The 21,316-nt window shown below is 42.7% G+C and carries 14 protein-coding genes and 1 CRISPR repeat array; of the genes, 5 read left to right on the forward strand and 9 right to left on the reverse strand.

Going from position 1 to position 21,316, the window contains the following annotated elements; genetic code table 11:
* Position 1 precedes the first annotated feature (1 nt).
* Positions 2-4,071: direct repeats of the CRISPR family, unit length 46 nt; unit sequence GTTGTGATTTCCTTTCAATTTTTAGTATTTTTGGCTCATTGACATT.
* 107 nt (positions 4,072-4,178) lie between these two features.
* Both cas2 and cas1 read right to left on the reverse strand, forming a co-directional pair.
* Complete coding sequence (gene cas2 / locus DES35_RS00590) at positions 4,179-4,526, reverse strand: CRISPR-associated endonuclease Cas2 (RefSeq protein ID WP_114365514.1); 348 nt, start codon at positions 4,524-4,526, stop codon at positions 4,179-4,181.
* 14 nt (positions 4,527-4,540) lie between these two features.
* Positions 4,541-5,443 carry a type II CRISPR-associated endonuclease Cas1 gene (gene cas1 / locus DES35_RS00595; RefSeq protein ID WP_037360984.1) on the reverse strand — a complete coding sequence of 301 codons (903 nt, stop codon included), beginning with the start codon at positions 5,441-5,443 and terminating at the stop codon, positions 4,541-4,543.
* 236 nt (positions 5,444-5,679) lie between these two features.
* On the opposite strand from cas1, the gene DES35_RS00600 reads away from it, so the two are divergent.
* From DES35_RS00600 to miaA, 4 genes are all read left to right on the forward strand, one after another.
* Complete coding sequence (locus DES35_RS00600) at positions 5,680-6,075, forward strand: DUF2237 family protein (RefSeq protein WP_037360986.1); 396 nt, start codon at positions 5,680-5,682, stop codon at positions 6,073-6,075.
* Positions 6,076-6,156: 81 nt separating this feature from the next.
* Entirely contained in the window at positions 6,157-7,464 is a 1,308-nt protein-coding gene (locus DES35_RS00605) for an MFS transporter (protein WP_037360929.1), read from the forward strand.
* 228 nt (positions 7,465-7,692) lie between these two features.
* Positions 7,693-8,574 carry a universal stress protein gene (locus DES35_RS00610; RefSeq protein WP_037360931.1) on the forward strand — a complete coding sequence of 294 codons (882 nt, stop codon included), beginning with the start codon at positions 7,693-7,695 and terminating at the stop codon, positions 8,572-8,574.
* Complete coding sequence (gene miaA / locus DES35_RS00615; protein WP_084180235.1) at positions 8,555-9,478, forward strand: tRNA (adenosine(37)-N6)-dimethylallyltransferase MiaA; 924 nt, start codon at positions 8,555-8,557, stop codon at positions 9,476-9,478. The genes DES35_RS00610 and miaA overlap by 20 nt, the downstream gene beginning before the upstream one ends.
* Positions 9,479-9,505: 27 nt before the next feature.
* Here miaA and DES35_RS00620 read toward each other — a convergent pair whose 3' ends face one another.
* From DES35_RS00620 to guaB, 5 genes are read right to left on the reverse strand one after another with little or no spacing between them, the layout of a single operon-like run.
* Positions 9,506-10,468: an AAA family ATPase gene (locus DES35_RS00620; RefSeq protein ID WP_037360934.1), complete on the reverse strand. Its 963-nt coding sequence runs from the start codon at positions 10,466-10,468 to the stop codon at positions 9,506-9,508.
* A complete protein-coding gene (locus tag DES35_RS00625) occupies positions 10,461-11,843 on the reverse strand; it encodes a peptidylprolyl isomerase (RefSeq protein WP_037360936.1) in 1,383 nt (460 codons plus the stop codon). Before DES35_RS00625 ends, DES35_RS00620 begins: the two co-directional genes overlap by 8 nt.
* 17 nt (positions 11,844-11,860) lie before the next feature.
* The gene (locus tag DES35_RS00630; RefSeq protein ID WP_114365515.1) at positions 11,861-12,751 is read right to left on the reverse strand and encodes a hypothetical protein; all 891 of its coding nucleotides are present in this window, start codon (positions 12,749-12,751) and stop codon (positions 11,861-11,863) included.
* Complete coding sequence (locus DES35_RS00635; RefSeq protein WP_037360944.1) at positions 12,751-14,718, reverse strand: peptidylprolyl isomerase; 1,968 nt, start codon at positions 14,716-14,718, stop codon at positions 12,751-12,753. Before DES35_RS00635 ends, DES35_RS00630 begins: the two co-directional genes overlap by 1 nt.
* Before the next feature lie 44 nt (positions 14,719-14,762).
* Positions 14,763-16,229, reverse strand: coding sequence for an IMP dehydrogenase (gene guaB / locus DES35_RS00640; RefSeq protein WP_037360947.1), 1,467 nt, complete (start codon positions 16,227-16,229; stop codon positions 14,763-14,765).
* A 238-nt stretch (positions 16,230-16,467) separates the two neighbouring features.
* Here guaB and DES35_RS00645 point away from each other — a divergent pair, with 238 nt between their 5' ends.
* Positions 16,468-19,224: a T9SS type A sorting domain-containing protein gene (locus DES35_RS00645; RefSeq protein WP_114365516.1), complete on the forward strand. Its 2,757-nt coding sequence runs from the start codon at positions 16,468-16,470 to the stop codon at positions 19,222-19,224.
* Positions 19,225-19,437: 213 nt separating this feature from the next.
* Here DES35_RS00645 and DES35_RS00650 read toward each other — a convergent pair whose 3' ends face one another.
* Both DES35_RS00650 and DES35_RS11465 read right to left on the reverse strand, forming a co-directional pair.
* Positions 19,438-21,075: a hypothetical protein gene (locus DES35_RS00650; RefSeq protein ID WP_114365517.1), complete on the reverse strand. Its 1,638-nt coding sequence runs from the start codon at positions 21,073-21,075 to the stop codon at positions 19,438-19,440.
* Positions 21,072-21,316, reverse strand: a 245-nt coding sequence (locus DES35_RS11465) for a hypothetical protein (RefSeq protein ID WP_170125665.1), incomplete at its 5' end; no start/stop codon positions are given. The genes DES35_RS00650 and DES35_RS11465, both read right to left, overlap by 4 nt.

The raw sequence follows: 21,316 nt of genomic DNA on the forward strand, positions 1-21,316 counted from the left end.
AGTTGTGATTTCCTTTCAATTTTTAGTACTTTTGGCTCATTGACATTAAATAAATCCGAAACAGGATGATGTAAATCGTTGTGATTTCCTTTCAATTTTTAGTACTTTTGGCTCATTGACATTTTGATGGACCAGGCACAGAGACAAGCGACTGTTGTGATTTCCTTTCAATTTTTAGTACTTTTGGCTCATTGACATTCCTTCGCGGAAAGTAGGCTGCGCCATGAGTGTTGTGATTTCCTTTCAATTTTTAGTACTTTTGGCTCATTGACATTGTTTCCGAGAAATAGTCGTACGGTGTCTTCGTTGTGATTTCCTTTCAATTTTTAGTACTTTTGGCTCATTGACATTATGAGAGATTTAACAAAAATTAAACCATACGTTGTGATTTCCTTTCAATTTTTAGTACTTTTGGCTCATTGACATTGCTATATTGCTGCTAAAAGAAATAATAGAGTTGTGATTTCCTTTCAATTTTTAGTACTTTTGGCTCATTGACATTCTTATCCCTTCAGGGTTAAATGTGTTATCGGTTGTGATTTCCTTTCAATTTTTAGTACTTTTGGCTCATTGACATTCTATCTTATTGTGGATGAATGCCATATTGGGTTGTGATTTCCTTTCAATTTTTAGTACTTTTGGCTCATTGACATTGGAGTGCCGTTTTCATGCAACTCTTGAAGTGTTGTGATTTCCTTTCAATTTTTAGTACTTTTGGCTCATTGACATTTCCCTGCCGTCAAACGTTATATTCTCAAGAGTTGTGATTTCCTTTCAATTTTTAGTACTTTTGGCTCATTGACATTTGGTGCTGCTTTATTTTTCCCCTCTTTTTTGTTGTGATTTCCTTTCAATTTTTAGTACTTTTGGCTCATTGACATTTCGGCTCTGACTTTGAACTTTTCAATATCCGGTTGTGATTTCCTTTCAATTTTTAGTACTTTTGGCTCATTGACATTAAAAAGACATCCTTTCTACCCTGATGACTTGTTGTGATTTCCTTTCAATTTTTAGTACTTTTGGCTCATTGACATTACCGGGTTAATAGCAGCGCAAAGCCTTTGAGTTGTGATTTCCTTTCAATTTTTAGTACTTTTGGCTCATTGACATTAAATAAATCCGAAACAGGATGATGTAAATCGTTGTGATTTCCTTTCAATTTTTAGTACTTTTGGCTCATTGACATTTTGATGGACCAGGCACAGAGACAAGCGACTGTTGTGATTTCCTTTCAATTTTTAGTATTTTTGGCTCATTGACATTCAGAAAGCCTTACCGGCTCGACCTTTCTATGTTGTGATTTCCTTTCAATTTTTAGTATTTTTGGCTCATTGACATTCTTGTCGGTTTGCAGCTCCTCAATTTGGCTGTTGTGATTTCCTTTCAATTTTTAGTATTTTTGGCTCATTGACATTTCTGCCGATTGCGCTCTTGCATTGCCCGGTGTTGTGATTTCCTTTCAATTTTTAGTATTTTTGGCTCATTGACATTTTGACGAAGCAGAAGAAGTACCTTCGCTGGGTTGTGATTTCCTTTCAATTTTTAGTATTTTTGGCTCATTGACATTGTTTTGTAGGTAATTTACCTAAACTTTTTCGTTGTGATTTCCTTTCAATTTTTAGTATTTTTGGCTCATTGACATTAAGAATGTGTTTTTTTAGGCGTCAACCTAAGTTGTGATTTCCTTTCAATTTTTAGTATTTTTGGCTCATTGACATTCCAACGCTTTCTCACGCAAAACAATATGCGGTTGTGATTTCCTTTCAATTTTTAGTATTTTTGGCTCATTGACATTCCGTCGCATAAGTCGCACTGGATTTACAAAGTTGTGATTTCCTTTCAATTTTTAGTATTTTTGGCTCATTGACATTAGTTACTGGCCACTAAATTGCTGGCCACCCGTTGTGATTTCCTTTCAATTTTTAGTATTTTTGGCTCATTGACATTTTCTGGGTACTCCAAACTCGCAATAATAGGTTGTGATTTCCTTTCAATTTTTAGTATTTTTGGCTCATTGACATTTAATTTAAGCACCTCGTACGCCTCAATGTGTTGTGATTTCCTTTCAATTTTTAGTATTTTTGGCTCATTGACATTGATGGCGAATCGTATGAAATTCAGGACGTTGTTGTGATTTCCTTTCAATTTTTAGTATTTTTGGCTCATTGACATTTCTTCACATCTCTTTACGTTTTCGTCCTAGTTGTGATTTCCTTTCAATTTTTAGTATTTTTGGCTCATTGACATTTTGTGTTCCTTTTCCACAACCTCAGAAACAGTTGTGATTTCCTTTCAATTTTTAGTATTTTTGGCTCATTGACATTTGCTCTGGCTTACGTATCAGCCTGGACATAGTTGTGATTTCCTTTCAATTTTTAGTATTTTTGGCTCATTGACATTTTTTTTCTGTTTTTAAGTGATTGCTTCTTAGTTGTGATTTCCTTTCAATTTTTAGTATTTTTGGCTCATTGACATTGAGCAGTTCAATCAGGAGTTTTGGCGAGATGTTGTGATTTCCTTTCAATTTTTAGTATTTTTGGCTCATTGACATTCATAAAAGGAGCTTTAAATGTGCTTAGTGTGTTGTGATTTCCTTTCAATTTTTAGTATTTTTGGCTCATTGACATTAATTACAAAACAAAGATAAGCATCCTTTTTGTTGTGATTTCCTTTCAATTTTTAGTATTTTTGGCTCATTGACATTCGATGATTTTTACTACTTTGTGCAGGCAGGGTTGTGATTTCCTTTCAATTTTTAGTATTTTTGGCTCATTGACATTGTAAAGAAAAAGGGGATACTGCAATTATTGGTTGTGATTTCCTTTCAATTTTTAGTATTTTTGGCTCATTGACATTACTGGTGGACGAATAGACCGCAGGCAGACAGTTGTGATTTCCTTTCAATTTTTAGTATTTTTGGCTCATTGACATTTTTTACGTAAAGATCGTATTCCGACTTTAGGTTGTGATTTCCTTTCAATTTTTAGTATTTTTGGCTCATTGACATTGCCTCCATCAGCTATCTGCTCATAGGTTAGGTTGTGATTTCCTTTCAATTTTTAGTATTTTTGGCTCATTGACATTACATGGCACTTGACCCTATTGACGGCAGAGGTTGTGATTTCCTTTCAATTTTTAGTATTTTTGGCTCATTGACATTTTTGAAACGCTTTCGAAGTAATCGTTGTTTGTTGTGATTTCCTTTCAATTTTTAGTATTTTTGGCTCATTGACATTCTCCATTAAGCGACTACTACGACGACTTGTGTTGTGATTTCCTTTCAATTTTTAGTATTTTTGGCTCATTGACATTTCTGGCCATCTTTCCCTGAGCGCTCGAAAGGTTGTGATTTCCTTTCAATTTTTAGTATTTTTGGCTCATTGACATTTGTGAGCGGCAGTCTAAGCTATCACGTTGGGTTGTGATTTCCTTTCAATTTTTAGTATTTTTGGCTCATTGACATTTCGGAAATTCGTATTTATTAATCATGGCACGTTGTGATTTCCTTTCAATTTTTAGTATTTTTGGCTCATTGACATTATAACACTCGGTACTCGCTTATCTCCATCGTTGTGATTTCCTTTCAATTTTTAGTATTTTTGGCTCATTGACATTCTGGCCACCCGTATTTTAACTGTGCGCATAGTTGTGATTTCCTTTCAATTTTTAGTATTTTTGGCTCATTGACATTCACCACCAAACGACTCCTTCCATAAATTCGGTTGTGATTTCCTTTCAATTTTTAGTATTTTTGGCTCATTGACATTTTCCAGCTCTTTTATAAGCTGAACCTCAACGTTGTGATTTCCTTTCAATTTTTAGTATTTTTGGCTCATTGACATTATAAAGAAAAAGTAAAAGAAGCTTACGATGGTTGTGATTTCCTTTCAATTTTTAGTATTTTTGGCTCATTGACATTTACACTGCGTTGCGGTAGGCGTAGGTGCGGGTTGTGATTTCCTTTCAATTTTTAGTATTTTTGGCTCATTGACATTTGCGGGTGTTTGCTCAACTGGATAGCAAAAGTTGTGATTTCCTTTCAATTTTTAGTATTTTTGGCTCATTGACATTTAGAAGAGCCTCTAAAGATCGCATAACCAGGTAAATACAACTTGTTGTGCAATCAAAAAACGAGGGTGATCAACCCTCTTTTTTTTGATTTTATGTGATTTTTTGCATCAAAACAACTCCAATTCCAACTGAATGATTCGTTGGTCAGGTGTTTTTTTCGGCTTTGTTTTTCCGGTATAAAACTCCATCATCCCAAACTGCTTGTCTGTGATCTCAAACAAGATGACGTTGCCCTTTTCCGGAATTACGGATTTAACTCGCTTTTTGTGTACCTCAAGGTTTTCGCGACTGGCACAGTGCCTGGCATAGATAGAATATTGAATCATCATAAAGCCGTCGAAGAGCAATTCTTTTCGAAATTGGGCATAGGCTTTCTTGTCTTGTTTGGTTTGGGTGGGAAGGTCGAAATACACAAACAACCACATAATTCGGTAAGCGTTTAAGCGGGTTTTCATATTCGATTTCAGTGTTATTCCAGGTTTGGATAAAGTATTTTTTTGGATTCTCCTTTAAAACATGCCACCAGAGATGATGTGGTGCGTTGTGAGCCGACCATCAGGGGGCTTTTTTGGGAATCAATTATCACATCGATTGCTGGTATACTGAGCAGTTCTTTTTTGTGTGCTGGTGTGAGGGTTTCGGGAATTTGGCCAAGTCTACTGACAAAGTCAATGATGAGCCTATCGATAAAGGGTCGGTAAGGTTCCATGATATCGTCGGCCAGGCAATAGGGGTTGTATTTGTTTCTGTGATATATGCCTACCATGAGCAAGCAGCCGCTGGCCACCAGATTTCGGGCAATCACGGCTCTTAGGATGGCATATCCATAGTTGAGCAGATTGTTTGGGGGTGGTCCATGCCTGTGTCTGGTCGTTCGGGTATTGAGGTACGTAAATATTTTTTCCCAGTAAAAAGAAGCTGCCTTGGCCTCAATGTTTTCTTTGTCGCCACTACTTACTTCAGTGGACCACCGCTGAAGGGGCTTGTATTCCAATCCCAACTGGCGAAGCAGGGAGGCCTGGTTTCTGATTTTTGCCGTCACGGTCTGTTTCCAGAGATTTTTTTTCAGAGGTTCGGAAGCTTCGAGTTGAAATCGGACTTTTTCGGTGTAGGTATGGTTATGGGCCATGGAAAGCAATAGTCCGGATGGCATGTGTTTTTCGTCGCACCATAGGACGCAGGCGTTATTTTCTAGCAGTGAGGCAATGACGGATTGTGTAATGGTAATTTGCTGGTTTTCGAGCACTACGATACCAATGTCTTCGATGGGGACCTGGTGCCTGGTACCCTCTTGCTTCAGCTCAATGATGAGCTGCTTGTATTGCTGATGCAGATGGGCCGGTTTGCTAAAGAACAAAGTTTTTTTTATCATGGCAAAAGTTTTCAACAAACGGATGTTCATAAATAATGCCTTCTGTTGCATTTCAGCAGCTTACGACTTTAGAACCTATTGAAAATTCTGTGAAATAAAAGATTTTCTTTATAAACCGTTTTGAACTGAATGAGAGTACAGAATCTTAAGGTGTTAATAAGTGGAAAACTTTAAATGCGCGCAAAATTTGCGAATTGCGGGTGGAGAATATCTTTACATTATAGAAAATAGAAGAGATGAAAAAAGATCCGTCTTTGAACATATTTGAACTCCCACTGGAGCCATGTAGCCTAAAGCCAAAAACGGGCTTTTTCAGAAATGGTTGTTGTGATACCGCTCCGGAGGATGTGGGCTGTCATACCGTGTGTGCAGTGATGACGGAGGAGTTTTTGCTCTTTTCACGAAGTAGGGGCAATGATTTACTAACGCCCAGGCCTGAATACGACTTCCCCGGGCTGAAGCCTGGAGATCGGTGGTGTCTTTGTGCTCTGCGATGGAGGGAAGCTTACCATGCGGGATGTGCTCCGCTGATCATACCTACAGCTACGCATAAGGCTGCACTTCGATACATCGATATGGAAATTTTGGTGCAATATTCATTGAGAGACAAGCAGATAGACTCAGAAGATTAAAAGTGTAATTCGTACACATAGGATGTGTAATCTGTGTTACTTTAGGCGCCTGAAATAAAATGTTAAAATTCACAATTTCAAATGGCGCGTAAAGAAAAACCTTTACTCTCCTTCTGGCAAATCTGGAATCTGAGCTTCGGATTCTTAGGTGTACAGATTGGGTATTCCCTTCAGAATGCCAATACCAGCAGAATACTCTCAGCTGTAGGGGCCGATGTGCATCACTTAAGTCTCTTTTGGCTGGCTGCTCCCTTAGCGGGTCTGATCGTGCAGCCAATCGTTGGCCTGTCGAGCGATAAGACCTGGACACGGTTTGGCAGGCGAATACCCTTTATCCTCGGTGGTGCGATGGTGTCGGCTGTAGCCATGTTTTTTATGCCCAACAGCGAATTTTATGCTCATTTGATGCCTCCGGTCATCTTTGGGGCATTTATGCTGCTGCTGATGGATACTTCATTTAACGTTACCATGCAGCCTTTCAGAGCATTGGTGAGCGATATGGTACCGGACCGGCAGCGCAACCTGGGCTACAGCGTTCAAAGTTTTCTTATCAATGTGGGGGCTGTGGTTGGAAGTGTTTTGCCGGCTATTCTCACTTTTATTGGAATAAGCAATGTTCCGGCGGAAGGAGAGAAAGTGGCTGCTACAGTGATTTGGTCGTTTTATATCGGGGGAGCTACGCTTTTTCTCACGGTGATTTGGACCGCTATCAATACGCGGGAATACCCCCCCAAAGAGTACGCTGAATACAACGGTATATGTGAAGATAGCCAGCCAAAGAGTATTGGCAGGCTGATCGTGTCTGCACCAAAAGTGATGTATCAGCTGGCTGTGACACAGTTTCTGAGCTGGTTTGCTCTTTTTCTGATGTGGGTGTATACCACGCAGGCGCTGGCCGAAAATGTGTGGGGCACGACCGATCCACAGTCCCGGGAGTTTAACGAAGCCGGCAACTGGACCGGGATACTCTTTGCGGCCTACAGTGTATTTGCAGCTGTTTACAGCCTGCTGATGCCACGTCTGGCCAATCAATACGGACGACTGAAGGTCTATGCTTTTTCACTTATCGCAGGGGGTATTGGTCTTATCAGCATGTTGCTGATTGCAGACCGGTATCTGCTGTTGATTCCTATGGCCGGTCTGGGTGTGGCGTGGGCGGCTATTTTAGCAATGCCCTATGCAATACTGGCGTCGAAGTTGCCGGCTCAGGACACCGGAGTATACATGGGATTGTTCAATGCTACGATCACCATTCCCCAGATTGTGGCCGGTTTGACCGGTGGATTATTACTCGGATTGGTAGGAGGGCACGCAGTGTGGATGTTGGTAGTGGCCGGAGCATCAATGACTTTGGCGGGTCTGGCTGTTCCATTTGTATTGAAGGAGTAGCAGTACTTCGGCGCAGCATCCGTGGGCCGATTACGATTGGTGCGTCTCTTATGTACGATATTGAAATCATCGAAAAGTGGGATTTTCCGGCTTTAATTGATGAGATTTTGCGCATCATTTTCAGGGAAAAACCATTGCGTATTCGAATACGAAAGCAAAACCCGAAACGATGGAGTTCAATTCCACAGTTTAGCACCTTATTTTGCCCGAAATTTTTAAGCAATTGAAATGGAAAAAGCTTTATCAAAAATTTTAGTGCCCATAGGTTTTTCGGAGCAAAGCTTACTGGCATTGCAGCAAGCTGTATTGTTTGGCAAGGCCATGAAAGCCAAGTTGTATTTGCTCAGCGTACTCGAAGAGTCCAGTCTTTTGGACAGGATTTTTTCGCAAGATGAAGAAACGGAAGTAAAACTGCGAAAAACTCTGGAAGAGAAGCTGGAGCAGCTGGCCATTGAAACGAGAAACAACTCGGGGCTTGAAGTCGAATACCTGATTTCTAAAGGTACTGTTTATGAAGAAATTGCCAAGACTGTGGAGCTGCTCGATGCCGACCTGGTGGTGATGGGAACCAATGGCCGGCCTAGCAACTTTAGAAAAAGGTTTGTGGGCTCCAATGCTTATCGTACGGTGACGGCAGTGAAACCTCCGGTGCTGGTGGTAAAGGGGGTCAATAATCCCAACAGCGTGAGCAGAATCATCTTTCCGGTGATGACCGATCCAAAATCCAGGGAAAAAACGCCTACAGTGATTCACTTTGCACGTCTTTTTAAGGCTAAAGTGGTCTTTGTCGGGCTTTTTACCACCGGTGAGGAGCGTGAGAAACTGCTCCCGATTCTCAGGCAGCTGGATCGCGTGTTTGAAGATGCCGGAATCCCGCACGAAACTCATCTGAAACAAGTCACCTCGAGCAACAAGAAGATTGAAGAACTGCTTGAGTTTTCGTACAGTCAAAACGGGGATATCATCGCCATCACCGAAGAGGGGGAGGAACCTGATCTGGCGACACGACTTTTAGGCACTGATGTACAGGAAGTGTTGTATTACTCAGAAATCCCTGTACTGGCCATCACCCCAAGAAGAGTAATCTACGGTGGAATCATCGGAAGCTGATGAATTGACGAAGAAAAAGTTACTTGTAATCGGGGGGCCCACAGCTTCTGGTAAGACGGCTTTATCGGTGCTTCTTGCCAGGGAGCTGATGTGTCCGGTAGTTTCGTACGACTCCAGACAATTTTATAAGGAAATTCCGATCGTGACGGCTCAACCCGGCAAGGCTGAACTGTCCGAGGTGCCACATTATTTCATAGGCGATCGAAGCATTCACCAACCCTTACACGCTGCCGGATTTGCGGAATTGGCAAACGGCAGGTTGCAGGATATTTTTACAGAATCGGATTATTGCGTGGCTGTAGGGGGTAGTGGTTTGTATCTTAAAGCATGGTTGGAGGGTCTGGATGATATCCCTTCCACTCCTCCGACCATAAGGGCTCAGGTGAATGTCGTTTTCCGCGAACAAGGACTTGAGGCGCTCCGCTCATGGCTAAAGTCTGTAGATCCGGAATTTTACAACCAGGTGGATCTCAACAATCCCCGGCGCCTGACTAGGGCATTGGAGGTATATCTGCACACGGGAAAGCCTTATTCAGCATTTCTCAGCCGTAGTAAAAAGAGGAATCCGAACTTTACAGTGGTATACATCGGAATAAATCCAGACAGGTCTGAGCTCCACAGCCGAATAGCTTTGCGGGTGGAGCAGATGGTGGCCAATGGTTTGTTTGAAGAAGTTATGCCGCTGTATGCATTCCGGTACTTGCCGACCTTGCAGACGGTAGGTTGCAAAGAAATTTTTGACATGATGGAGGGCAAGTACAGCTGTGAGGAATGTCTGGAACAAATTATAATTCACACGCGTCAATATGCCCGGCGACAGTTGACCTGGTACCGTAAGGTGCCCGGCATTCATTGGTTCGAAAGCGACCCTGATCCGAAGAGTATACTGAAGCTCATTGATTGAATACTTGATTTGATGTTCCGTCGGGGGTTAAAAGAGCTTTCTGACAAGGTCGTCTGTGGTAAGTCCTTCAGCTTCGGCCTGGTAATTTCTCACGATTCTGTGGCGAAGTACCGGTAAGGCCATTTTTCTGACATCTTCAAAATCAGGGGTAAATTTTCCATGCAGGAATCCATATGCTTTTGCTGCCATCACCAGGTATTGCGATGCTCTGGGCCCGGCACCCCAGTTCAGGAATTTTTTGGTGATTTCCGGGGCTTTGGATTCAGTAGGACGTGTTTTCCTAACAAGGTCGATGCAGTATTCGTAGATGACATCGGTCACGGGCAACTGTCGTATGATCTGGCTGGCCTTGTCGATGTGTTCGGATGTAAGGATGGTTTCGGGGGTGGGTAGTATATCGGCAGTAGTTCGTTTTACGATTTCAATTTCTTCCTTTCTCGAGGGGTAATCGAGCACAATGTTAAACATAAACCGGTCGAGCTGCGCCTCTGGAAGGGGGTACGTACCTTCCTGTTCGATGGGGTTTTGGGTAGCTAATACAAAGAAGGGTAGGGGGAGTTTGTATCTGTGTCCGGCTGCAGTTACGGCTTTTTCCTGCATGGCTTCCAGAAGGGCTGATTGTGTTTTTGGGGGTGTTCTGTTGATTTCGTCAGCCAGGACGATGTTGGCAAATACAGGTCCCGGTATGAATTTGAACTTTCGGTTTTCGTCCAAAATTTCAGCTCCTATAATGTCGGAGGGCATCAGGTCAGGGGTAAATTGAATTCTGTTGAATTGTAGTCCGAGGCATTTGGACAAAGTATTGATAAGTAGGGTCTTGGCAAGGCCTGGCACTCCGACAAGAAGGGAGTGTCCCTGACAGAGGATGCTGATAAGGAGTTGTTCGACTACTTCGTCCTGACCGATGATGACTTTTGAAATTTCACTTCGGAGTTCTTGAAATTTTTGAATGATGGCTTTCGCTTCCGTTATTTCTTTGGGTTCATTCATTGCTGGCGAGTTTTTTAATCCAGTTGCTAGTAAAGTTGCAATTGTAGTAGTTGTGGTTGATGCGTACGTAGGTGGATTGTAGTTTCTTATCAATCCAAGAGCGGATTGCTTTGTTTTGTTTGTCCATAAGGGCCAGCTGTTTGATTCGGTTGTAGTCGTCCTGAAGGTTGATTTTATGGGCCTCTGTTTTTTTATTGAGCCTTATGATTCTGAAGCCCTCTTTACCATCGGGTTTTCTGAAAAATACCGGACCGGAGATTTCGCCTGGTTTTAGGTTTTGTACTACGGTGAAGATATCTCTTTCCAGGTTGCCGATTTCCCAGGTGGGTTCCAGGGTATAAGGATTTATCAGAAGGCCTCTGTTGAATCGGGTGTCTTCGTCCATGCTAAAGCGTTCGGCTGCATCTTCAAAAGTGATGACTCCTTCGACGATAAGGGTGCGAATGGAGTCAAGCTTTCGGTTGGCTGATTCCAGGTCTTCGTCATCGATTTTGGGTTTGATGAGAATGTGTCTTAGGTCGAGCTCTTCGCCACGGCGTGCCAGGAGCTGCACAATGTGAAAGCCGTATTCGGTTTCAAATGGGTCGGAAATTTCGCCTTTTCTCAATACGAAGGCGACCGCCTCAAATTCCTTGACAAACTGGCCGCGTTTGATGCCTTTGTATTCACCTCCATTTCGGGCGGAGCCGGGATCTTCGGAGTAGAGTACGGCCATGGATGAGAAGGAGGTGCCTCGCTGGATGCGCTCTTTAATTCTTTTGAGTTTTTCGATGGCTTCCAGCTTAGCTTCTTTTCTTATGATGGGATAGATGACAATTTGGGAAATTTCAACTTCGGCATTGACTACCGGAAGGCTGTCTGGGGGTATGGAATGGAAATATTCCACTATTTCGGTAGGGGTTACTTCGATTTTTTCGGTAATCTTTCGCTGCATTTTTTCGGCTGTCATTTGGTCTTTTATCACCTCGCTCATTTCCTCTTTGATTTCGATAATGGTTTTTTTATAGAATTCTTCGAGTTTTTGTACGGAACCGATTTGTTGTACAATCATTTGGATTCTCCTTTCGATATTGGCATCGACTTCTTCGTCGGACACTACTACAGAGTCTATTTCGGCCTGGTGAACGAGTAGCTTTTCGAAGAGTAGGTCTTCGAATACTTTGCACTTGTCTTCTTGTGTGTTGTCCATTTGCCCTTGTCTGACCAGGTTGTCGAGATGTGATTCAATTTCGGTTTTGAGGATGATCCGATTGCCTACCACAGCAGCTACGCCGTCGATGGTTGTTTTTTGCTGTGCCATCAAGGGAGCCGGGCCTGAAAGCAGTCCGAGGAACAATAGCAGTTTGAATACCGATATTTTTATTGTGCGATTCATCAGATTTGTTTTGTTTATCAGGGAGTAACGAAAATCTCAGCTTGTTTCTGATTTAGGGATTGTTTTACCAGGTTTTCTTCGAGTGATTGCAACAGGGCTTGCTTTCGGATATTTAATATTGAATTTCGAATGGACTCTACGACATACTCCAGTGGTGCTGGTGCGTCTTTTTTCATGACCTGCTTGATGTTGAGCAGGTATGTAAAATTTTCATCCTCAAAAATAAGCTGTCTGGAATATCCCGTGTTGAGCAGGTTTTCGGTAGCAAAGGGGATAATTTTAACGATTTCGGTAAAATTGACCCAACTGGTATCGCCTCTGGAATAAATTCGGGCATATTTAAGGGCACTTTCCCCGAGGAGAGTTTCCTCTTTTTTGGAGCGGGCGTTGAAGAAGATTTTTTTGATTTCATTGATTTTGGGAGTGGAGGAGGGAAAGATTGCATAATCTGCTACTACGATGTTTTCTCTAAGCTGAAAGATGTTTTTGTGGTTGTTGTAAAATTCTCTGAGTTCTTCGTCGGTGATGTTTGTATCGAGATTTTGACTGACATAGGCCTGTTCGTAGGCATGAATAATCAAGTCTCTCCTGTAATCTTCTATTTGTTTTTCAAATCGTTTGACGTCGTCGCCGAGGTTGAGCAGGGCTTTGTCCATCAGGACTTTGTTTTTAAGCCAGTTGGCAGCCATTCGGTTAATGATTTCGAGGCTGTCGGCTCTAGTTTCGGCACTGGTCAGCGATTCGGCTATATCACTGAGCAGCAGATATTCGTTTTTGTATCGTGCGATAATTTCTTTGCTTGAGTTTTGAGAGTTTTCCTTATCTGGAGATAAGAGTGTGCAAGCTGCGAAAGCCAGCCAAAGCGCAGCTTGCAATATGGTCAGCAGGAAATTCTTTAAGCCCGTCATTAAAGTTCCCTTGATATGGTGTCGAAGACCTCCTGATGGACGGTGACGGTATATTTAGTTCTCAGTGAGCTAAGCCACTCTTTTTCGAGGTGATTTTGGTAATCGGTGATGACCAGACCACGGGTTTCTTCCAATTTTTTGGGGCCTGGCGGGATGTAGCCTTCGATTAGCACAAAAACAGTCCTGCCATCTTGTTTGTCGGGCATTCTGTAGAGGCCTTTTCTTCCCCAGACGATATCTGCGATTTCGTTTGTACCCTTTTCAAACGGGCCTTTTTCTACGGTAATTTCCAATGGATTGACGCGATTGAAACGGTTTGCTATGGTATCCACGGGAGTTTTTCTTTTCAGCTCTCGCTCTACCTGGTTTGCTGTCTGATCGGTGGTGACCTTCACGATGGTGGCTTGCATGCGTTCATTCCATTGATAAAACTGGCGATGCTTTTCGAAGAAATCCCGGAGGCCGGTAGTGTCTTTCAGTGCTTTGCCCCAAACTTCTCGCTCCATTATTTCGAAGAGCAAAATTCCATCTCTGTATTCATTGACCAGGTATCTGAAATCGGGATATTTTTCTTCCAGACGACTGTCTTCGTAGGAGAGGATGTAGGTTTCGACAAAGCGATGGAAATTTTTCCAAACTTCTCGTTCGAGCGTTTCGCTTTTGGCATCTTGTGCTTGATTGAGCAGCATAAAGTCGATCAAGTCAGCCTGCGTAAAGGATTTTCCGGCGAAGGTGAACACCGGTTTTTTCATTTTTTTCTCATAGTTTTCAGGGGTCCATTCGTTTTTGAGGTACGCTGGCTTGAGGTATTTTGCTATGGCATTGATGTTTTTTGGGTATTCCTGGTAGTTGTATTCTTCTTTGAGTTTTTGAAGTACGGCTTCTCGACTGAGATTACCACGGCCATCTCTTTGAACTTTTGCTTCCAGCTCTGCTCTTGCTTCCTCAAATTGTGGAATCGGATAGCGCTTGATGAGCTGAATGATATGGAAACCATAGGGTGTTCTGAAAGGTTCGGTATAAGTGGATGGGATGGTGAGGCTAAAGGCTTTTTCTTCAAATTCCTTAACCATTACATTAATGCCGAAAGGGGGGAGTTTCCCGCCGTTTCGCGCAGAGGATTTGTCGTCCGAATATTGGCGTGCAAGGGCATCAAAGGGTTCAAAGCTTTTGATTTTTTCGAAGATCTCAAAGATTTTTTTCTCAGCTTCGAATACAGTGGCTGAGTCGGCATTGGGAGGTACACCTACCATGATGTGAGCTACTTCTACCTGACCTCTGGCAGGTCTTTCTTCGTACTTTTTCACCAAATGATAGCCAAATTGTGTACGGATTGGCATTGATAGTTCGCCGACTGGGGTGTTGTAAGCGGCTGTTTCGAAGGGATACACCATATTGAACACGGTAAAAAATCCCAAATCGCCTCCATTATTGGCGCTGTAGGTGTCCTTGGAAAACTTTCTGGCTGCCTCTTCGAAAGTGATTTTTCCGGAGAGGATATCTTGTCTGATTTTCAGGATTTCGTTGTAGACTCTGAGGGTGTCGGAGGGGCCGGGATTTTGAGGCAATTCCAGCATGATGTGCCCTGCGCGGACGTCTTTGAGCATTCTATTGTACGCTTCATTTACGAGAGCTTCTTTTACGGTATTGTCAATAAAGTATGGCCTTGCCAACGAGGCTCTGTAATTATTGAATTCATTTTTGAAGCTTTCCAGAGTATCAAGGCCCTGAGTGCGGGCTTCTTTGACTTTAAGCTTAAAATCGATGTACATCTGTAGGTACTCCTGGGGACTTTTGGGGTCGAGTTGCTGTCCTATTTCTTTATTTTTTCGATAAATAGCGAGAAATTCGTCGGCATAAACAGGTTCATCGTCAATTGTAAACAGCACTCCGGTTTTCTGTTGAGCAAATGTGGGTAGTGAAAGAGTGACAAATAGAGCGATAGCTGCTATTGCATTTCTGATCATAGCGTTACGTTAAGTTTGTGAAAGGCAAATATAGGAGAGTGACATTATCTGCTGTAGTTGGGCGCTTCGCGTGTAATGATAACATTATGCGGGTGGCTTTCGATAACGCCTGCCTGGGTAATTCGCACAAAGCGAGCTGTTTTTTTAAGCGTTTGAATGTCTTTTGCACCACAATAGCCCATACCAGCCCTAAGCCCTCCAATAAATTGGTATATTACTTCAGCGACTTCACCCTTATATGGCACCTGACCAACGATGCCCTCGGGTACGAGTTTTTTGACATCGTCTTCTACGTCCTGGAAGTAGCGGTCTTTGGACCCTGATTGCATGGCTTCAATAGAACCCATGCCTCTGTAGGTTTTGTATTTACGGCCTTCATAAATGATGGTTTCGCCGGGGGCTTCTTTGGTGCCGGCCAGCATAGAGCCCAGCATTACACTATCGGCTCCTGCAGCCAGGGCTTTGACGATATCGCCTGTGTAGCGAATGCCACCATCAGCAATCACCGGTACACCGGTATCGGCTATGGCTTCTGCCACGTGCATTACGGCGCTCAACTGCGGAAATCCCACACCGGCTACCACGCGTGTGGTGCAGATCGAGCCCGGACCTATACCGACTTTTACTGCATCTGCACCTGCATTGACCAAAAATCTGGCGGCTTCAGGAGTGGCAATGTTACCTACTACTACATCCAGTTGGGGATATTTAGATTTGACTTTTTTCAAAGCATCGACTACGCCTTTGGAATGGCCATGGGCCGTATCCAACACGATGGCATCTACAAAAGAGGCTACCAGTGCATCTACCCTTTCCAGGACATCGGCAGTGATGCCGACAGCGGCTGCCACGCGTAAGCGCCCGTATGCGTCTTTGCAACTGTTGGGCTTTATTTTGAGTTTGTTTACATCTCTGTAGGTGATCAACCCTACCAAAATCCCTTCTTTATTGACAATGGGGAGTTTTTCAATTTTGTGAAATTGAAGAATGGACTCTGCCTCTTGAAGGCTGGTGTTTTCGCGAGCTGTGACCAGTCGTTCTTTGGTCATTACCTCACCTACGGATTTGTTTTCGTCGTTCTCAAAGCGAAGATCTCTGTTGGTCAGGATTCCAATGAGTTTTTTGTTTTCGTCTACAATGGGGATTCCTCCGATTTTATATTCGCTCATCAGCCTTTTGGCTTCGCGCACGGTGGCTGTAGGTCGGAGGGTCACCGGGTCGATGATCATTCCGCTTTCGGCCCTTTTTACCTTTCGAACTTCGATGGCCTGCTGTTCGATGGTCATGTTTTTGTGTAGCACGCCGATACCCCCTTCCTGCGCTATGGCGATGGCCATAGTTGACTCTGTGACCGTATCCATGGCTGCACTTGCGATTGGTACCTTAAGATGGATATTTCTGGTGAATTTGGTGGTGGTATCTACTTCTCTGGGCAATACTTCTGAATATGCCGGTACGAGGAGCACATCGTCGTATGTATAGCCCTCGTACAATATTTTACCTAAGTCCATGATGGCAACTTCTTATAGAGTTGCGTGCAAATGTATTGCGACCGTGTGGATTCCTACCGACAATTCTGTATGAAGGAAGATATGCAACAAAACATCTGAACGATTTAAAAAACCTCTAAGATTGGCGGGGTTATAACTGTTAATATTGGTTAAACTTTTCAGATATCGTTTACCAAATTGTTAATCATGTCATTGGAAAGTGATAAATTTAAGTAATTTGAGGCAAAATCTAATAGCAATGAGAAAAGTAGTACTTTCCATTTTTGGTTTGCTGACGCTGGGTTTATATGCGCAGCAGCCAATTCCATTCAACCTCGGCTCAGGCAATTTTACCTTTTCGCACTGGGCACCCACATCTCCGGCAAATACCTATCCGGCCAACATGATGTTTTACTTCAGCACGGATCCCTCAGCAGCTTCCTATGACAGCACTGCTCCCGGAACCATGCCCTGGGATTGTGCCTACAATCTGACTTCCAGAAACAGAATTACTGGAGGAGGTGACAGCGGCATTTTTTTCTTGGCTACTAGCTCTCCGCTTTGGGACAACTGTGCCTCCGGTACAGCATCCAATACCCGCTTTGTGGGTAGTGCAGTTGCAGCGCTGAATGCTACGGGCCGTGAAAATATCATGGTCACATTCAAAGCTCAGACAGCCACCCCAGGAGATGGTGGAGGAGGGACTAACCCCAGAGTCTTCAGAATTAGACTTCAATACCGGCTCGATACTACTTCCAATTTCATTAATGTGCCCGGTGCTTCGTTTTACACTACTTCACCGATAGCCGGAGATTCGGCTATAATCACATCTACACTACCTGCAGTCTGCAACAATCAACCTCTGGTACAGGTCCGTTGGGTATATTACCAAATAGCATCTGGAGCTGGAGGTACCAGACCTCGGGTAAGACTCGATGACATAAGTATCACCAGCAGCCCACAGGCTGGCCCGGGACTTCCTATATATCCCATTTCAGCTCTAAAAGGTGTAAATGCCAACGGTGTAGCTGACTCTCTGAACGTTAGCTGTCGTATAGAAGGACTGGTATCCGGAGGAAATCTGCGTACACCAGCTCAAGGTGGAGTAGAGTTTTGGTTCATCAGTCCAAACAACGATGCCGGATTGCTCGTTCGCCAAACCAATTACAACTCCTATACTGTGACCGAAGGGGATCTTCTCCGCATCACGGGTACCGTAGGTCAATTTAATGGACTGATACAATTTTCGGTAGATACCATCATCATACTTTCACAAAATAACCCTCTGCCCAATCCTGCCATTGTAAACAAACCTGATGAGAGCACGGAAGGTCGCCTAATCCGAATCGACAGCCTCCAGCTGACGGCTACCTCCATTTGGAATTCTTCGGGCTCATTCAATGCAACTGTATACAATACGGTAGGTGATACCTTTACGCTTCGGATTAATGGCAATACGACAGCATCGGGTACTCCTCAGCCAGTCGGACATTTTACCGTAATCGGTCACGGCAACCAATTTGACAACACTTCGCCATTCACCTCAGGATATCAAATACAGCCACGACGTGCTTCGGACATTATAGCAGCCACTGCTCCTCCTCCTGCTACCATTCCCACTTATGACATTGCTCAGCTGAGAAGCGTGAATGCACAGGGAGTCCTTGATTCGCTCAACGTATATTGCAGGATCGAAGGCATCGTATCAGGTGGAAATCTGCTAAGTCCTACCCAGCAAGGTGCGCAGTTTTGGTTGGTCAACGACAACAACACGGCCGGATGCATGGTACGTAGGGTAGGACCCACGCTTGGCTCTTTTGTACCGGTGGAGGGTCAGCGGCTCCGTCTGGTAGGCAAAGTCACCCAGTTCAGAGGACTCTTTCAGTTTGAGCCTGACTCCCTCACCATACTATCGACCAACAATCCGCTTCCGGCTCCAATAGTCGTGACTCAAATAGGGGAAAATGAGGAAGGACGCATCATAGAACTTCAAAACCTTACGCTAGTGGATCCTACCCAATGGCAAACTCCCAGCACATCAGGCCTTAATGTCAATGTGACCAATGGCACAGACACCTTCCTGTTGCGAATCAACCAGTGGACGACTCTTAATAATGAACCAGCGCCTACTGGTACTTTTACACTTCGCGGTCATGGCAGCCAGTTTACTGCCTCTGCAAATCCGCCATTTGTGGGCGGATATCAGATTCAGCCCCGATACAAGGAAGACCTCATCATCACCGTAAATGTTCCTCTGCCAAAACTTTATGTATCAGAGGTAATGTTTAATTCAGTGAGCACTAATTCGACGTTAAATCCTGACTGGTTTGAAGTCACGAACTACGGAAGCACTCCCGTATCGCTTAATGGTTGCTCATGGGATGACGATAAGCTTCGTCCTGGTGTCAACATTTTCCCCAATGGTATTACGATAGCTCCCGGTGAAGCTATCGTGGTTTGGCATGGGCTTTCTACCAATAAAGCAGACTTCTATACGATGTGGAAAATGCCAAATAACGCGGTTCAAGTACTTTGCCGCGACCAATTCACCGGAACAGGTGGCTTCCCCGGTCTTGGAACCGCCTCTGACTTGGTGGTACTCTACGACAGCCTTGGCCGTGAAATCATGCGTTCGGCATGGACCAATGGTACACCAGGCTTCACCTTCAATTTTGACACTGCGGGTACCAATCTGGGGCTTTCCGTAGATGGAGTCAATGGGGCTTACACTTCTACAGAAGGTGATGTGGGCAGTCCTGGAAACTTTACGGTAAGTGTTGGGGAATTTACAGCTGAAGTGGGTAAAATCTATCCCAATCCGGCTTCCGATGCCTTTCACATAGAGCTGTCAGTTCCTTCGGTGGTGGATATCCTAAACATTCATGGACAAAAGATGTATGGCACTCAGGTGAATAGCAAAGCCACCATACATACCAACAAATGGCCAACGGGTATGTATGTTGTTCGAATCACCAACCATATGGGGACCTATACCACCAAATGGATGAAGAAATAAGTTAACGCCCAGGGACAGAAATGAATAAACCGCCTCATCCTCCGATGGGGCGGTTTTTTATTGTTTTTTTTTGATTTGATGCAAAAATCGCAACAATGTGTATGTGACGAACAGAAAGTAATTGGATATGCATTTAAAAACCACTCAAACAATACATCCCTGACAGGAAAGCAATGAGAAGGTGAATAGTAGGCTAAAAAAGCATTCAAGGATTTAGTCCTCCTCTGAAATCCATCCAAATTGTTTCGCGAAATCAATAAATGACAGAACCTCCGATACGGTATTATCTTTGATTTTGCAAATGAATACCTCACTCGTCTTAGGAGGGATAAAATTTTCTAAGTCAAAATAATTAACCTGTATCTTATGACTTTCATCGACTGCTTTGATCAGATCATGTACAGCAGGATATATTCCATAATTAGATGTGTATATCATCTTAATATCAATTTCGTTAAAAACATTTGTGTTTTTTACAATAAATTCTAAAACAGATCTGATGCATGTATAGCATCCTGCAGTAGGTACAATGAGCAGGTATTCAGGCAGATTTTCTTTTATATAAGAATCAAAAAGTGTTAGATCCAGATTATCTACTTCATCTATTTGGTGTATTTGGTTTTCAAGATGATTGAAAATGTCGTTGAGGTTTACACGTCTTTTAGTTTCTTTTAGTCTAAAGGATTTCATGATTAATTGATCACCTTCCTTATAAATTACATAATTATTTGAATCGTATGTAAATAGGAAATTATAGTAAATATTGGTTTTAAAAATGCCAAAAGGCTGTAATTTTGAGTCATATAATACAAAAAAACAATTATTATTTAGGTAATTTCGGTAATCTCTGTTTCGGAGTTTTGGATTCTGAGAAAATACTCGTATCAGCCTGATAAAAACTTGATCAGATCCCACTTTCAAAAGGTCGGGATTAAAAATATAAGTATTCAATAGATGTGTTGTATCCTCTAAATGCCTATCAAATAGGATATCAACCCGTGAAGAATCACTGATGACATGATTGGATATATCATACCGGAATAGTTTCCCATTTACCTGATTGCCGATGATGAATGATTTTTCATTTAAATCATAAAAAATACCTCCGTATAAGTTATGAGGTTTGAATGCTGAAGTATTTGCAGCATTATTTGAAATTGACAATTTATCTAATACGTGATGTATCTCCTTAACCTCTCCACTGAGCAGGTCTACCTGGAGAAAATCGGGGATCTTGTATTTGCGAAGGAGTTCTTCAGTTTTGTTGGCATTGAAGAGGTATGGGGAGTAGCACCACAAGTACAATTTGTTATCAGATACAAACGGGGTAACTTCAAAAAAGTGAAAAATGCTGATGGCTGAAGAATCTTTACTTTTTGATTTGTAGAGTCTATGATACTTCAATGGCAGGTTTTGTACCGCGGAATCTGATACTAAAAATACTACTTGGTCCCAGTCTCCGGTGTTTGCATCGTTTCTATAAATGACAAACTGATCAGGTACGCGGATTGAAACAAAAGAAAAATATGGATAGGGATCGTTTTTTAAAAATTTCAGTTCTGATTTGTTTACATCAATAAGGCGATTTTTGTGTAGTTTGATCGAATAGATTTCCTTTTCTATCTGATCAGATGCATAGATATATAAGGTGTCTGATTCCATTCTGGAATGAAAATAGCTCAAATTGTTTTTGCAGCGCTCTAAAATGGTCAGACTGTCTATTAACTCGAATTCAAATTCAGTAAGTGTAAAAGTGAGGGATTTATGGTTTTTACAACTTATAAAAAGTACCAAAGGCAAGAGAAGGCCGTAAAGCCTTCTCTTAATAATAAAAGTGGTGTTGTTGTTCATAAGCCTATGTTTCCTTTCTTAATGTATATAACTCCACCATTGATAGTACCAACCATACAGTCATCTCCCGGATCTATACAATACACATATTTCCCTCCATTTTTAAAGCTTCCTTCCACCCATTTTTTATTAAAATCTCCGGAAATTCTGCCCAGGAAAGTATCGTCTTCGTAGGCATAAATTTGAAAATGATCTCCATTGGGTTGTTGGAGGAAATAGAGGTCTGTGGCATCGAGGTATT

The sequence above is a fragment of the Schleiferia thermophila genome, from assembly GCF_003337435.1.
Classification (GTDB): Bacteria; Bacteroidota; Bacteroidia; order Flavobacteriales; family Schleiferiaceae; genus Schleiferia; species Schleiferia thermophila.

Coding starts and splice junctions, on each gene's coding strand:
- DES35_RS00625 (WP_037360936.1), bottom strand. CDS start 11,843: ATGAATCGCACAATAAAAATATCGGTATTCAAACTGCTATTGTTCCTC.
- DES35_RS00610 (WP_037360931.1), top strand. CDS start 7,693: ATGGAAAAAGCTTTATCAAAAATTTTAGTGCCCATAGGTTTTTCGGAG.
- DES35_RS00620 (WP_037360934.1), bottom strand. CDS start 10,468: ATGAATGAACCCAAAGAAATAACGGAAGCGAAAGCCATCATTCAAAAA.
- DES35_RS00635 (WP_037360944.1), bottom strand. CDS start 14,718: ATGATCAGAAATGCAATAGCAGCTATCGCTCTATTTGTCACTCTTTCA.
- DES35_RS00605 (WP_037360929.1), top strand. CDS start 6,157: ATGGCGCGTAAAGAAAAACCTTTACTCTCCTTCTGGCAAATCTGGAAT.
- DES35_RS00600 (WP_037360986.1), top strand. CDS start 5,680: ATGAAAAAAGATCCGTCTTTGAACATATTTGAACTCCCACTGGAGCCA.
- guaB (WP_037360947.1), bottom strand. CDS start 16,229: ATGGACTTAGGTAAAATATTGTACGAGGGCTATACATACGACGATGTG.
- DES35_RS00645 (WP_114365516.1), top strand. CDS start 16,468: ATGAGAAAAGTAGTACTTTCCATTTTTGGTTTGCTGACGCTGGGTTTA.
- DES35_RS00630 (WP_114365515.1), bottom strand. CDS start 12,751: ATGACGGGCTTAAAGAATTTCCTGCTGACCATATTGCAAGCTGCGCTT.
- cas1 (WP_037360984.1), bottom strand. CDS start 5,443: ATGATAAAAAAAACTTTGTTCTTTAGCAAACCGGCCCATCTGCATCAG.
- DES35_RS00650 (WP_114365517.1), bottom strand. CDS start 21,075: ATGAACAACAACACCACTTTTATTATTAAGAGAAGGCTTTACGGCCTT.
- cas2 (WP_114365514.1), bottom strand. CDS start 4,526: ATGAAAACCCGCTTAAACGCTTACCGAATTATGTGGTTGTTTGTGTAT.